The organism is Thauera terpenica 58Eu (genome assembly GCF_000443165.1).
Lineage (GTDB): Bacteria > Pseudomonadota > Gammaproteobacteria > Burkholderiales > Rhodocyclaceae > Thauera > Thauera terpenica.
In genome coordinates this window covers 249,689-263,564 of sequence record NZ_ATJV01000048.1, presented here as the reverse complement: position 1 = coordinate 263,564, position 13,876 = coordinate 249,689, and the positions used below count along the sequence as shown (strand labels likewise).

The 13,876-nt window shown below is 64.2% G+C and carries 10 protein-coding genes; 6 read left to right on the top strand and 4 right to left on the bottom strand.

What is annotated here, in order from left to right; translation table 11 throughout:
* Positions 1 to 66 precede the first annotated feature (66 nt).
* On the bottom strand, positions 67 to 1,290 hold the full coding sequence (locus M622_RS28185; RefSeq protein WP_021248972.1) for an XdhC family protein: 1,224 nt from the start codon (positions 1,288 to 1,290) through the stop codon (positions 67 to 69).
* A 318-nt stretch (positions 1,291 to 1,608) separates the two neighbouring features.
* On the opposite strand from M622_RS28185, the gene M622_RS28180 reads away from it, so the two are divergent.
* From M622_RS28180 to M622_RS28170, 3 genes are all read left to right on the top strand, one after another.
* Positions 1,609 to 2,619 carry an AraC family transcriptional regulator gene (locus M622_RS28180; RefSeq protein WP_021248971.1) on the top strand — a complete coding sequence of 337 codons (1,011 nt, stop codon included), beginning with the start codon at positions 1,609 to 1,611 and terminating at the stop codon, positions 2,617 to 2,619.
* 128 nt (positions 2,620 to 2,747) lie between these two features.
* Positions 2,748 to 3,266, top strand: coding sequence for a nitroreductase family deazaflavin-dependent oxidoreductase (locus tag M622_RS28175; protein ID WP_021248970.1), 519 nt, complete (start codon positions 2,748 to 2,750; stop codon positions 3,264 to 3,266).
* 87 nt (positions 3,267 to 3,353) lie between these two features.
* Positions 3,354 to 5,351, top strand: a complete 1,998-nt coding sequence (locus M622_RS28170) for an oxidoreductase (protein WP_021248969.1) — start codon at positions 3,354 to 3,356, stop codon at positions 5,349 to 5,351.
* A gap of 129 nt (positions 5,352 to 5,480) precedes the next feature.
* Here the strand turns inward: M622_RS28170 and M622_RS28165 are convergent, their stop codons facing one another.
* The 3 genes from M622_RS28165 to M622_RS28155 form a co-directional block, all read right to left on the bottom strand.
* Positions 5,481 to 6,806 carry a ferredoxin reductase family protein gene (locus M622_RS28165; RefSeq protein ID WP_021248968.1) on the bottom strand — a complete coding sequence of 442 codons (1,326 nt, stop codon included), beginning with the start codon at positions 6,804 to 6,806 and terminating at the stop codon, positions 5,481 to 5,483.
* A 289-nt stretch (positions 6,807 to 7,095) separates the two neighbouring features.
* On the bottom strand, positions 7,096 to 8,475 hold the full coding sequence (locus tag M622_RS28160) for a DUF1329 domain-containing protein (protein WP_031346660.1): 1,380 nt from the start codon (positions 8,473 to 8,475) through the stop codon (positions 7,096 to 7,098).
* Between the two features lie 28 nt (positions 8,476 to 8,503).
* Positions 8,504 to 10,147: a DUF1302 domain-containing protein gene (locus M622_RS28155; protein WP_021248966.1), complete on the bottom strand. Its 1,644-nt coding sequence runs from the start codon at positions 10,145 to 10,147 to the stop codon at positions 8,504 to 8,506.
* 315 nt (positions 10,148 to 10,462) lie between these two features.
* Between M622_RS28155 and M622_RS28150 the strand changes: the two genes are divergently transcribed.
* The 3 genes from M622_RS28150 to M622_RS0120130 are packed head-to-tail and all read left to right on the top strand — an operon-like array spanning position 10,463 to position 13,873.
* A complete protein-coding gene (locus M622_RS28150; protein WP_021248965.1) occupies positions 10,463 to 11,653 on the top strand; it encodes a CaiB/BaiF CoA transferase family protein in 1,191 nt (396 codons plus the stop codon).
* Positions 11,654 to 11,674: 21 nt separating this feature from the next.
* Positions 11,675 to 12,883 carry a CaiB/BaiF CoA transferase family protein gene (locus M622_RS28145; RefSeq protein ID WP_157281987.1) on the top strand — a complete coding sequence of 403 codons (1,209 nt, stop codon included), beginning with the start codon at positions 11,675 to 11,677 and terminating at the stop codon, positions 12,881 to 12,883.
* Positions 12,884 to 12,943: 60 nt separating this feature from the next.
* Positions 12,944 to 13,873, top strand: coding sequence for an enoyl-CoA hydratase-related protein (locus M622_RS0120130; RefSeq protein ID WP_217995303.1), 930 nt, complete (start codon positions 12,944 to 12,946; stop codon positions 13,871 to 13,873).
* Positions 13,874 to 13,876 lie beyond the last annotated feature (3 nt).

The window sequence follows — 13,876 nt, the reverse complement described above, 5'->3', positions numbered from 1 at the left end:
CCTGGGGCGGCAGCATGTTCAAGGGTGGGCGCTACGCCTGAGGTGCGCGGCGCCAACCCTGTTTTTTCAGGCGTGGGCGCTCAGGCCGCACACCACATCTTGCGCTGGCGTATGGCTGGCGCGCAGATGGCGGTCGGGGCCTGCAGCCAGATGCAGCGGCCCTTCGCGCAGGCGTGCGCAACCGCCCGCGCGCTGACGCAGGACGGCATTGATCTCGGCGACGATGGAGAGCGCGACTTCGGCCGGCGTCTCTGCGCCGATGTCGAGCCCGACCGGGCCATGGATGCGCGCGCGCAAGGCGTCGTCGACGCTCACCCCGCGTGCGCTCACCTCGTCGAGCAGGCGCTGCGCGCGGTGGCGTGGTCCGAGCAGCCCGATGTAGCGCGGTTGCAGCGGCGCGAGCGCGCACAGGGCGGCGACGTCGAGCGGAAAGTTGTGGCTCATCAACAGCACCACGGTGTCGCCATCGGGTTTGAGCGTGGCCACCGCGTCCGCGGGTGAGCCCAGATGCACGACGTCGGCACGGGGAAAGCGCGCGCGCGTGCCGAAGCCACCGTTGTTGGCCACCACCTGCATGCTCCAACCCAGGCTGTGCCCGAAGCTCACCAGCGGCTCGACGTCCTGGCCCGCGCCGAACACCATCACCCGCAGTGGCGGAGTGAGGAGCTCGATCAACACCGAGACGGTGCCGGTCTCGGTCGTACGCGACCAGCTGCCGCCGCGACCCTGCACCAGGGCGTCGGCCACGGCGGCGCACAGCGCCTCGCGCAGCGCCCCCGGGGCGATGCCCGTGACGCGCAGCGTACCGCCTTCGATCAGCGACACGCGTGCACCGAGCTCGACGCTGGACGGTGGGGCGCAGTCGGCATTGGCGTCGGTACCGGGCACTCCATGGACGGTGGCGATGACACCACGGCGACGCTGCCGCAGACAGTCGGCCTGGAACTGCATGTGATGCTCGACCTTCGCATCGGCGGGCTCGATCATCACCAGCACGGCGCCGTTGCACCCCAGGGCGAAGCCTTCGGACAAGTCCTCGTCGAGCGAGTCGTAGAGGCGCAGCACGGTTTTTGCACTGCTGATGCTGCGCCCGGCATGACGCATCACGTCGCGTTCGAGGCAGCCGCCACTGACCGTGCCCACGCGCACACCCGTGTCCGAGATCAGCATGCGTGCCCCCGGCCGACGATAGGCCGAGCCACTCACCGCGACCACGCTGGCGAGCGCGACGGCCTCGCCGCGTTCTTGCGCAGCCTTGAAAGCCTCAGTGATCTGCTGCAGCTCATTCATGCTTGCACTCCCCGTTCGCCTCGCATGTCGTCGTCAAGTCCTGGTCGTCAAGCGCGGGTGTTCAAGCCCGGGCGCTCAAGCCATCGCCGACATTCGCATTGATGGCAGGACTATTGCACCTCGCGCCTGCGCCTGCATCACCTCAAAGCACTAAGCGCGCCGCGCGTGCGCGATTGCTGATCAACGGACACAATTGCGCTTGTGGAGGCATCATATAATTCGATCGGATGATGCATTGTCCGAATTATTTTGATCAAATGTGGACAGGTGAACGACAAGGGCTGGATGTCGACTTCCGGCCCGGCGACGGAGGATTCCATGCGTGACCTAAAGCCCAAGAGCAAGATCGAATTCTATCTTGAACGCATGCTGCAACGCGGCTTCACGCCCGCTCAGGTGTTGCAGGGAACCGGTCTCCATGCAGACCGCCTGGACGATCCGCATGGGCGCCCACGCCCGCCGCAGTATCGCCAGATCATCCTCAACATGATGGAGCTCACGCGCGACCCCTACCTTGGCATCAGCCTGGGCCAGGAATTCAAGATCAGCGATCTCGGCATTCTCGGTTATGCCACGCTCAGCGCGCCGACGCTGAAGGCTTCGCGCGAGCTCTACGACCGCTACCGCGACCTCCACGAGCAGCACGTTTTTCTGTCGCGCAACTACATTGCCAATGGACGCTGGTTTTCCGAGATCCAGGATGTTCATCTTCTTGGCGACGTGCTGCGTTTCGGCATCGAGGAGTTCGTCAGCCAGACCATAGAGCTCGCCTCCGCGCTCACCAACCGGCCTTTTCCGGTGCTCGAGCTGCACGTCACCTATGCGCAGCCAGCCGACCTCTCGCGCTACAACCGGCGCTTCAACTGTCCGGTCTACTTCAATCAGCCGCGCAACATCGTCGTCTTCGACATCAATCGGCTGCAGGACCCGATCAGCCTGGCCAATGAAGAGGTCTTCAAGCTGTGCGCGCGCAACTGCGAGCTGCTCGCGTCAAAGAACCGCGAGCGCAGTGAACTGACCGACACCATCTCCAATTTCCTCATGAACAATCCGGGCAGCTTCCCGACCCTGGAGGAGATGGCGAGCAACCTGAAGATGGGCGCACGCACCCTGCGCCGGCGCCTGGTCGAGGAAGACATGAGCTACCAGCAGATCCTCGACCAGACGCGCAAGGATCTTGCCGTCCAATATCTCAAGCACACTGCGCTGACCCCGAAGGAGATCGGCTTTCTGCTCGGCTACAGCAGCGTCAGCAACTTCCGCCGTGCGTTCAAGGGTTGGACCGGGAAGACGCTCTCCGATGCGCGCGGCGAGAGCGCCATGGCTTAGTGCCACCCATGTCCCGAATTGGAATGCCAAAGGCCGGATTGGAAATGTTTGGTGGCTGAGGCTTGCAGTGGCCAACACTAGACTGTGAGCTGGGTCATTTCTTCAAACTGGCTGGAGCTAGGGAAATCATGGCAACAAACGATCGCGAACAGATGGTGAAGCCGGACTTCATGTCCGAAGAAGATTGGGAAGGCCTGAAGGGCGCCACGGCCTCGCTCGAGCGTATCCGCGGCGATGCCAAGGCCGACGTCGCGCGTTATCTGGCCAATCCGGAAGGCTGGTCCACCGGCAAGGGCTCGCCCTCGGGGCTGCCCACGCTGCTGTTGACCATGGTCGGGCGCAAGTCAGGCAAGGAGCACACCACGCCCCTGGTGTTCCTGCAGGACGGTGACAACATGGTGGTCGTCGCCTCGCTGGCAGGTTACGACGCTGCCCCCGCCTGGTATCTCAATGTGATGGCGACTCCCGAGTGCTGGGTGCAATGCGATCACAAGCGCATGCCTGCGATCGCGCGCGACGCCAGCCCCGAGGAGCGCGCAACGCTGTGGCCGCGCCTGGTGGCCATGTTCCCCACCTGGGGTTACTTCCAGTCTCAAACCGACCGCCCCTTCGGCATCGTCATCCTGACGCCGACCGCGTCCGCCTGACGCGGCGCCTGAGCCCTGGCGGGTGCGCAGCCCCGGCTGCAATCGGGATTGTCCGGGCCTGCGCCCGAGAAACTGGAGGAGACATACATGAGTAACGTGAAGTTCGAGCACCTGTTCTCGCCGCTTCAGGTGGGTCCGATGCGGGTGCCCAACCGTATCTGCGAAACAACCAACACCATCAATTCGTCGCGTGCGCCTGGCCTCATCGACGAACACTTCATCGCGCACCACGGTGCCAAGGCCAAGGGCGGCACGGGCTGGATCGGCAGCGAGACCTGGTTGCTGAACCTGCCTTTCCCGGACGGCGCGCCCGATGAGGTCTCCATGCGCGGCGGCTTCGGCTGCCATTTTGCCGCCTATCAGAACCCCGAATTCATCGCCGGCTGGACGCGCTTCGTCGATGAAATGCACGCCAGTGGCGCGGTGGTCGTGGTCCAGCTCACCCACCTCAACGCGCTGTGGTCGCCGTCGGCCGTGCCGGTGGTGGGCGCGCAGGACTACACGCCCCATGTGCTGGGTGAACGTGAAATCCAGTTCCTGTTCGATGGTTACGCCGACGCCGCCGAGGCCGCGCTCAAGAGCGGTGCCGATGGCGTGGAAATCCATTGCGCGCACGAAACCATCGGCTACAGCTTCCTGTCGCCGGTGACCAACCGTCGCACCGACCAGTGGGGCGGCGGGCCGAAGGAGCGCGTGCGCTTTGTCATCGAGGCCTTGAAGCACGTCCGTGCCCGGGTCGGTGACAAGCTCGCGCTCGGCATCCGTGTCAATGGGCAGGAGTCGCGCGAGGGCGGCTACGACAACATGGAATTGCGCGAGATGGTGTACTACATCGCCGAGACCGGTCTGCTCGACTTCCTCGACGTCGACGTCGGGCACTGCTGGGGCGCGCCGTCCTACGTGCCTTCGTCCTATCATCCGCACGCCGAATACCGCGAGTTCGGCAAGGCTGCACGTTCCGATGTGGCCGACCTGGAGCGCAAGATCGCGGTGCTGTTTACCGGTCGCATCAACGATCCGGTGCTGGCCGAAGAACTGCTCAAGGGCGGTTTCTGCGACCTTGTGGGCATGGTCAGGGCCGGTATCGCCGACCCCGAATTTGCCAACAAGGCACGCGAAGGCCGGCTGGGCGAAATCCGCCGCTGCATCGCCTGTACGCGCTGCATCGACGAAGCTTCCGAGCCGCTCACGCTGCCTTATGCGCCGGTGTGCTCGATCAACCCGCAGATCGGCAACGAGCTGGACTGGGAGGCGAACTTCCGCCCCGCAGACAAGCCCGGTCATGTGGTCGTCGTGGGCGGTGGTGCCGCCGGCTGCGAAGCGGCGCGCGTGGCCGCCATGCGCGGGCACAAGGTGACGCTGCTGGAGCAGGGCAAGCGCCTCGGTGGACAGTTGCTGATCGCGGCGCGTGCGCCCGGGCGCGATTCCTTCGAGGACCAGGTGTATTTCGAGGAGAACGCGCTCGAACGCCTGGGCGTCGATGTGCGTCTGCAGACGCACGCCGATGTGGACTTCATCAAGTCGCTCCAGCCCGATGCGGTCGTCATCGCCACCGGCGCGCTGCCGCGACTGCCCGATGAGGTGGAAGGCATCGACCAGCCCAGTGTGGTGCAGGGCTGGGACGTGATGCTGGGCAAGGTGAGCACCGGCAAGCGTGTCGCGCTGGTGTCGCAGGAAGACTATTACCAGACCCCGTGCGTGGCCGAATACCTCGCCGCGCAGGGCAAGGAAGTCGAGATCTTCCACAAGTCGGTGCATCTGGCGACCGAAGTTGCGCGCTACTCGATCGGCATGGTGCTCAAGCGCATGGAGCAGTGCGGGGTCAAGGTGCATCCCAACCTCATCCTCAAGGCGGTGCGGCCGGACGGGCTCGAGTTCGTCTCGTCCTGGGGTGATCAGCGCTATGTCGAGCAAGGCTTCGATAGCGTGGTGCTGGTGTATGGCTCGGTGCAGCAACCCGATCTGTATTACCGCCTGCAGGAAGACGGCAGCATTCCCAAGGTCTGGCTTGCCGGTTCGGCCTGGGTGCCGCGTCGTCTGGCCGAAGCCACCCGCCACGGCGCCAACGTGGGCATGCTGGTGTAAGGCTACGGCGCTGCCGGTGAGGCTTGCCGGAGTAGAAAAAGGCCAGAGGCGAGCGACGGTCACGGTCGCTCGCCTCTGGCCTTTCGCTTTCGGCAGCCGGCTCCCTGGGGCACCGCATGCCGGAGGGCGTCAGCGCATGTCGAACAGCTCCTGATGGAAGCGTCTCGAATCCAACCCGCGGGCGCCGAGGGTGGCGCGCAGCGTGTCGCCAAAAGCCGCCGGGCCGCAGAACCATATTCCGGCGCTCTTCCAGTTGGGCACTGCCTGGCAGATGCCGTCGGCGTCGAGGCGGGCATTGCGCCCTGAAATGAGTACGTGCAGCTTCACCTGCGCCTGAGCCGCGAGCTCGCGTAGCTGCTTGATGAAGCCCTCGTCCGGTGCGCGAGTGCTGTAGAAGAGGTCGACGGGCGCGTCTTCACCCTCGTGCAAACGCGCCTGCATGCGCGCGACGAAGGGGGTGATGCCGATGCCGCCTGCCACCCATATCTGGTGTTCCTGGCCACCGAAGTCGAAGCGGCCGTAGGGACCTTCGATGCGCACCGGGTCACCCGTCTTCAGGCTTTCCGGCAGACGCCGTGTGTAGTCGCCGAGCGGCTTGATCATGAAGCGCATGCGGCCGTCGTCCGTCCATGCCGAGGAGATGGTGAAGGGGTGTGGGCCTTCGTCCTCGTCGAAAGTGACGAAAGCGAACTGGCCGGCCTGGTGCCCGGGCCAGGGTGTTGCGAGGCGCAGACTGACTTCGAGCACCTGGTTGTCCGGGTACTGGACGATGCGCTCCACAATGCCGTGTGCGCGGCGTCCGCGACCGATGCGTCCGCGAAGGGACTGCAGCGCGGCGTAGCTGCCGGCGGCCATCAGCACGCCCATCACCAGCCCGAGCGGCGTGCTCCAGTAGGTGAAGGGCAGCAGCACGACGCTGTGCACCACCAGCGCCAGATAGAGCGCTGCCATCAAGCGGTGAGTCTGCACGAAACGACGATAGGGAAAGCGCTTGATGAGCGCGATGGCGGCCACCACGGCGAAGGCGTAAAACGCCCACTCACCGATCGTCTCGGCCAGGCCGCGTTGTTCCTGAAAGAAGCGGAACAGCTCCACCGTCTGTTCCGGACGCGGGCCGCGATGCGGGCGCTCCAGCCAGCCCCAGCCCACGGCCCACTTCGTGCCCTTGGCCCAAAGCCAATGCACTGTCGCGACCGACAGCCCGGCGATGCCCAGCCATTTGTGCAGTCGGTAGGTCTTGTCCATGCCGCCAAGCAGGGGCTCGACCGCGGTCGGGCGCAAGGCGAGGATCATTGCCACGCTCATTGCCCCGATTGCAAGCACACCGCTGTAATGGACTGCGAGTGCGCGTATTGCGAAGAAGGTGTTGCCTTCGATCAGCAGCGGATCGGCCAGCCACCACAACAGGCTGAGCGTGGCGAGGATGAGGGCGAGGGCGAGCTTGATGTTCTTCATGGTTAACTCCATCGAAATGAGTCCGCGCATCTTCGTGTGCATGACCCTACGCTGCCCATTGTGCGCCACAGCCTGTACCCAGCGTGTATCGGCTTGTAGCGCCGGCGCCGCTGCAGCATACGCGTTCGGCCTCGGCAAGGCCTTGTCGATCCCACCCCGAAATCAAGCCCCGGAGCGCTGCATCCAGAAGCAAAAAAAGACCTGCGCCGCGGAGTTGAATCCCCCGTGGCTGCAGGTCAGAAGAGAGAGACATTGAACCCGCGGCGCCGTGCCGCAGGCTCAACTTGGCTTACTGCCCGACGCGACGCGCGGCCTCGGGGCCGAAATCGCGCTCCGAGATGTTGCTGTCGTTGAGCCGGTAGGCGCTTGGTTGCTCGTTCACCAGGTTGAAGCCCAGGTAGGTGCCAGCGTTGAGGTCGTAGTAGAAACCCGCGCCTGCCTGCCAGGTGTTCATCTCGTAGGCATAGAAGTGGTTGATCATCGAAGTCCGCCACAGCTGGCCACGTGTATCGTAGTTGTCGGCCATGATCGGGAACATGGTGTCGGCGTCGATGTACATGTCGCGCTTGCTGTAGAGGTGGCGGAAATCCCCCTTCAACTTGCCCTCGAGCACCCATACCCGGCGCAGTTCGTAACGCATGTACTCCGGGTTGGCGTGACTCTTCATCAGCAGATCAGCGTACTTGATGTCCGGCGAATGCACGCGGTAGGCGTGAAAGGGAATGTAGATCTCGCGCTTGCCGATGATGTTCCAGTCGTAGCGTTCGGGCGAGCCGTTCCACACCCGCACCTCATCAACCGTGATCGAGCCGCCGCTGCCCGGGAAGGACATGTCGAAGCCGTAGCCCGGCGACTGCCGCACCCGGCGCGTGCCCGGGTCATAGCGCCAGCTCTGGCGCGGCTTGGTCTTGTAGTTGTAGAACTCGACACCGGTATTGACTTCGCCGCGGTCACGTTCGGGCAGCAGGGTCTCGTTCAGGTAGTAGGACGCGGCCAGCTCGTCGGTGGCTTCGATCATTCCGGGCTTGTGGCTGGGCCCCATGTTGCGCGACCTCACCCGCCCCCAGTTGATGCTGCCGTCGCCGATCACGTAGGCGTTGTCCGAGGTCAACTGCTCAGTGTACGCACGATAGGGCACGGTGATGTTCCACAACAGCTCGAGGCCGCTCTTGGGGAAGGGGAACATCACGCCGTTGGTGAAGGAATGCACGCCCATGCCCTCGTCGCGCAGCTCGGCTTCCTGGGCGTTGCGCTTGGTCGATTCACAGACGGCGTCCGGGTAGCGGAAGTCGCGGTGAGTCGGGTAGATCAGCATGCGGTAGGTTTGCGGATACTTCGCGAACAGCGCCTGCTGGCCTGCGGTGAGCTTGTCGGCGTATTGGGCGAAGTTGGCCGCAGTGATCTCGAACAGCGGCTTTTCGCCGGCGTAGGGGTCGATGGGGTGATTGCCCGTGCCCTTGAAGTCGACGTGGGGCGGCACTCCGAGCCACTTTCCACTCCATTCGGGGATCGAGCCGTCGGCGTTGCCGGCTTTCTCGGCGCCGATGCAGTTCAGATCCTTGTTGAGGCGCGCGATCTCTTCGGGCGTGGCCTTGGCGTGGGCGATGCCCGTGGCAAATGGCATCGCGAACGCTGCTGCGAGGGCCATGCCGATGAGTCTTGGTTTCATGTTGATTTCCTTGTTCGGTGCCGTGGGCTTAGAAGGTGTACTTGGCGTTCAGCGAAACATAGTCGCGGTCGGCCAAGTTGCGGCCATTCTTGACGCTGGCCGAGCCGAGGTAGTCGACGTAGGTGAGACCGACGCTGAAGTTGCCCAGATACTTGAAGTCGGCACCCAGGGTCAGGCGCTTCTCGTCGCGACCCAGGCCCTGGTAGGCGCTGCCGGCGATGTTCTGCGACCAGATCGCCTTGGTCGTCAGGTCCCAGCCCGGAAAGACGCTGGGATAGTCGAAAATGCCGCCCACGCCGAGCAACGAGGAGCCACGCGTCTGCGCTCCGCTGGCAATGTCGTAGGTGTAGTCGTTGAAACTGCCCAGGTTGAAGCCGCCGCTGGTGATCGTGAGGTCATCGACCTTGTGGATGCGCTGGTGCACGAGTTCGCCCATCAGGGTGGTCTGGTGCGCGAGCGGGTTGGGTCCCAGGGTGTACAGGAAGTTGACGTTGCCCTGGAAATAGCTGCCGCGCGCAGGTGCGGGACCGAGCGGGGTGTTTACATATACCGGCGCATTGTCGCGGTAACTCAGTTCAGCGGCGTACTGCACGGCGTCGCCGACCTTGGAGCTGAAACTGATGCCGGTCAGCTTGATGTCGTCGAAGTAGGCCAGCTTGAAGTAGGGCGCGCTGCCGGGCGAGGCCTGGCTGCCGAAGCGGGCAAAGGACGAATAGGTGGTGTCGCCATTGAGACTGAAGTCGAAGAACATCGCGCCCACGCGATCGTGGTAGCGATAGTGATAGAGACCGATCTCGGTCGCGTCGCTGACCTGATAGCGACCACCCACACCCCACTGTCCGGAGTCGCCCGGCTCGATTTCGCCGCCGAAGTTGACTGCAGTGAAGGTAGAGTCCGGCAGCGAACTGATCACGCCTGGTGCCAGCCGATAGAACTGCGCACCTGGGCCGAAGAAATCGGAACCGAAATAGTCACCCACTGCATTGAGGCGGGTCTTTTCCCACTTGTACTGGTAGAAGCCGGTCACACTCAGCTTGTCGTTGAAGGTGAAGGTGCCCGACAGCTGGCCGACCGGCATGTAGCCTTCCTTCGCTTCGGTGCCGGGGACGTTGAACACCGGCGCATCGGCCGGCGACTGGCCCTGGCTGATGTTGGGCCAGAACAGGCTCTCGCCCCAGGCCAGCACGTGGCGACCGGCCTTGAGCGACAGGTATTGCTCCTCGCCGATGGCGAAGTTGCCGTAAACGTAGGCGTCGAGGATGCGCGAATTGCGCCCGCTGTCGCGCCGCGTGATGGCGGTGAACTCATCGTGCGGGCCGATCTTGTTGACGGTTGCGGGCGAATTGTTGTCGTTCGAGTTGCGGTAGGCGGCGTCGTAGAAGGTCGAGGCGCGCAGCATGGCGCCCAGATTGTCGTGGCGCAGGCGCAGCTCGCCGAGGGCATTGGTACGGTTGGTGAAAAGGCTGCCACGATCGAAGTTGCGCGTGCCATCGTCTGAGTTGGGATCTGCGAGATAGGCCTTGTCCGCTTTCTTGATGCGGCTCGACAGCGTGTGCGACAGCGTCAGGGAATAGGCCAGGCTGGTGTCCTCGCCAAGCTGTATGGTGGGGCCGGCATGGACGGCGGGAGCAACCGCCAGCCCAATGGCCAGCGCCAGGGGCGACAAGGCCATTACTGTCGTTGACCCGTGTCTCCGCTTCCTTTGAATCGTGGGCATCTTCTTTCCCTTTTTCGTTGTGTGAAGAGGCGCCGACAGGGGGGCGCCTGCGGCACAGACTCTCAACTGAAAGTGGCGGCGTCATCATCAATTTGGATGGTCTTTCGCGGCGTCCGTTATTGATCTTCCAACGGCCGTATTTGAGGCAATCGCAAGGCCTTGCGACGGCGACCGATCATTAAACTCAGGTCGAACATTGCGCTGCGCCGCGGATGTGCTGCGGCTACGCAATGAAGGGATGCATGTTCCGAATCGAACGAGGAAAACGAGATGAGCCGTCCTCTTGATGACGTAGTCGTGATCGACCTGACGCGACTGTTCTGCGCCTCGCTGGGGGCGACCTTTCTGGCCGATTTCGGCGCGCGCGTGTTGCGTCTTGAGCCCTTGCCGCTGGCGCCGCGCGAAGGCGGCGGGGAGGGGGTCTGGAACCACGACGCTGACCTGATCCACCGCAACAAGGAGAGCATCGCCCTCGATGTTCAATCCGAGCAGGGCCGGGCGCTGCTGCATGCGCTGGTGGCCAAGGCAGACGTGGTGCTGACCGACTGGACCGCGCCCGAGCTCGAGGCGCTGGGCATCGACTACCCGGCGGCGAGCGTGCTGCGCCCTGACATCGTCTTCGGCCGTCTGTCCGGCTTCGGACCGCTGGGCCCGGACAGCGAGCTGCCGCCAATCGACGAGCTCGCTGCCGCCCGCACCGGCATGATGCCCATCCTGCCCCAGCCCGGACAGCCACCGGTGTACACCGGCGCCGGCGCCATGCACTCGAGCGTGATGCTGGCCTTTGGCGTGGTGACGGCCTTGTTGCATCGCGCTGTCAGCGGCGAAGGTCAGGCGGTGGATGTATCGCTGTTCGGCGCCAACATGTATGGCGCGGCGCTCGACCTGCAGGCCTTCCTCGCCATCGGCAAGGGCGACCGGCTGCTCAACCCGATCTCGCGTCTGGATGTGTCGAACCCGATGTCGGGTGCGCTCTATCCGAGCGCGGACGGGCGCTGGGTGACGCTGACCATGCCCGACACCGACCGCTGGTGGCCGATGTTCTCGGCGGCGGTGGGCATTGCCGAAGACGATCCGCGCTTCGACACCCACGACAAGCGCACCGAGACCCACCGCCTCGAGCTCATCCACGCGCTCGAAGCGGCCTTCGTCACCCAGCCCGGCAAGCACTGGCGTCAGGTGTTCTCTGAAAAAGGCATGTCGGCCGACATCATCGAACGTTTCGACTATCCCGCCAGCGACCCGCAGGCGCTCATCAATCGCTACATCGTCGAACTGGAACATCCCAGCTTTGGCGCGGTGAAGAGCCTGGGCTTCCCGATCTTCATGAGCGAGGGCACGGCGCGTCTGGATGCGCTGGCGCCGTGCAGCGGCCAGCACACGTCGCAGATCATGCGCGACCTGCTGGGCTATTCGGAAGATGACATCCACGCCTGCCGCAGCGCCGGCGTGGTGGCCTGAACGCAGCGAAAGGAGATTGACGTGACAAGAGCATTGGACGGCATCCGCGTCATCGATCTGACGGTCTGGTTCCAGGGGCCGGTCGCGGCCCAGTACCTGGCGGACTTCGGCGCCGACGTGATCAAGGTCGAACGACCCCAGGGCGGCGATCAGGCGCGCGGTGTGCGCTCGATCAAGTCGCTCGAGATCGGCGACTGGAACCAGTACTTCCTGGTCATCAACCGCAACAAGAAAAGCATGGCGCTCGACCTCAAGACCGAGGGTGGGCGCGAGATCATGTATCGCCTGGTGGCCGAGTCGGACGTCTTCCTGTCCAACCTCGCACCGGCGATGCTCGATGCCTGGGGCTTGTCCTACGACAAGCTCAAGGAGATCAAGCCCGACATCATCTACGCCACCAACACCGGCTACGGTCGTCTGGGCGGCGTGACCAAGCCGTCCTTCGACATGACGGTGCAGGCGCTGACCGGCATCATGGCGCGCCTGGGCGAGCCGGGCGAACCGCCGATCTATCTGGGCATGGGCTCGGGCGACGCCTATGGCGGCATCATGTCTGCGCTCGGCATCGCGCTCGCGCTCTATCAGCGCAAGCGCACCGGACGTGGTCAGTGCCTGGATGCCTCGCTGTACGGTGCCCAGCTCTTTCTGGCCGCGCCCTTCCTGCAGTCCTACCTCGCCGGCGATAGCTCGGCTGCGCTGCAGCAATCGCGCAAGCAGGTCGACAATCCGCTGTGGAATCTCTACCCCACCACCGGGAAGTGGGTCTATCTGTGCGAACCCAATGAGGACGCACGCTGGGCGGCGCTGTGCCGCGCCTTTGGCGATACGCAGCTGGCCGCTGATGCGCGCTTTGCCGATGCCGCCGGACGGCGCCAGCACAACGAGGCCTTGATCGAGGTGATCGAGGCCCACTGCCTGCGCCACGATCACACCGGCCTGATGGCGGCTTTCGAGCGCGAAGGCCTGGTGGCGAGCCCGGTGAACAATCTCGCCGATGTGATCCGCGACGAGCAGGCCTGGCGCAATAACTATTTCATGAAGACCTTCTGCGAGGAAGTTCAGCGCGAGGTCGAGGTGCGCGGCCTGCCCATCAGCTTGTCGAAGACGCCGGGTGAGATCCGTAGCCTGGGGCCGCAGCTCGGCCAGGACACCGAGCTGGTGATGATGGAGTTGCTCGGCTACGAGTGGGACGAGATCGAGGCGCTGAAGGCGAAGGGCGCGATCCCCTGATCGGCCGGCGCCGTGCGTGCGCAAGGCGCGGCTGAAATCAAACGAATGGAAGCAGATGTGATGACCAAGACCGAGGATGGTGACATGGCTGAGTGGGGCGAGTGGGTACAAGTAGCGGGCGAGGGGCTGGATGACTTCGTGGAGATCCTCTACGAGAAGCGGCAGCATCTGCTCTCGGGCGGCAGCATCGCCCGTGTCTCGCTCAACAAGCCCGAGCGCATGAACACGCTCACGCTGGCAACCGTGGATGAGATGTTCCGCGCCTTCTACGACGCCAATCACGACCCGATGGTGGGTGTCATCATCGTCGCCGGCAAGGGCAAGCACTTTGGTGCGGGCGGCGACGTCGAGTGGGAGCGCTGGGGTCTGCGCGAGGCCTTCTACAACCGCTACCCGCACAACCGCCTCATTCGTCTGTCACGCAAGCCGGTGATCGCGCAGGTGCAGGGCTACTGCATCGCCGGTCACAACCACATGGCGTATTGCTGCGATTTCACCATCGCCGCCGACAACGCGGTGTTCGGCCAGGCCGGGCCGCGCGTGTCCTCGCCCGCCGATGGCTTCTTCGTGCCCTACCTCACCAAGGTGGTCGGCGCCAAGAAGGCGCGCGAAATGTGGATGCTGTGCCGCAAGTACAAGGCCGAGCAGGCGCTGGCGATGGGGCTGGTCAATACCGTCGTGCCGCTCGACGAGCTCGAGGCCGAAGTCGAACGCTGGTGCGCCGAACTGCTCGAGAAGAGCCCGGGCTGCCTGGAAGTGCTGAAGGCTTCCTTTGACCAGGAGATGGACGGCTATCGCGAATCCTGCGTGACCTCGGCCGCCATGTATCCGGACTGGTTCGACATGCCCGAAGGCAAGGAGGGCGGCGCTGCCTTCCTCGCCAAGCGCAAGCCCGAGTTCTGGCGCCTGCGCGAACGCGAGGCCGACGCGCGCCAGGCGCTGCTCGACGCCTATCAGGCCGAAAGCAAGCCGCAGGACGAGGAGAGCTGAGAC